The sequence below is a fragment of the Streptomyces katrae genome (genome assembly GCF_000966975.1).
Taxonomy (GTDB): Bacteria; Actinomycetota; Actinomycetes; order Streptomycetales; family Streptomycetaceae; genus Streptomyces; species Streptomyces katrae.
The window spans coordinates 1-235 of sequence record NZ_JZWV01000949.1; the positions used below are offsets into that span (position 1 = coordinate 1).

The window sequence follows — 235 nt, forward strand, 5'->3', positions numbered from 1 at the left end:
CCAACCCGCCCGCCACGCCCGACGCCCTCCGCCGCCGCACCCGCGCCCGGGCCGGCCGCTGCCAGGGCTTCCACTGCGGCGCGGCGGTCCGCGCGCTGCTCGACCCCGAGGGGACGCGGCGGTGAACCACCCGGAGCACACGGACCATCCGCACCACCCAGTCCGCGCGAACCATCCGAACCACCCGAACCACCCGAACCACCCGAACCACCCGAACCACCCGAACCACCCGAAC

At 76.2% G+C, this 235-nt stretch carries 1 protein-coding gene; it reads left to right on the forward strand.

Going from position 1 to position 235, the window contains the following annotated elements; translation table 11 throughout:
* A partial coding sequence (locus VR44_RS44335; RefSeq protein ID WP_157880445.1) for a (2Fe-2S)-binding protein occupies positions 1-125 on the forward strand: 125 nt, incomplete at its 5' end.
* Between the last annotated feature and the right edge of the window lie 110 nt (positions 126-235).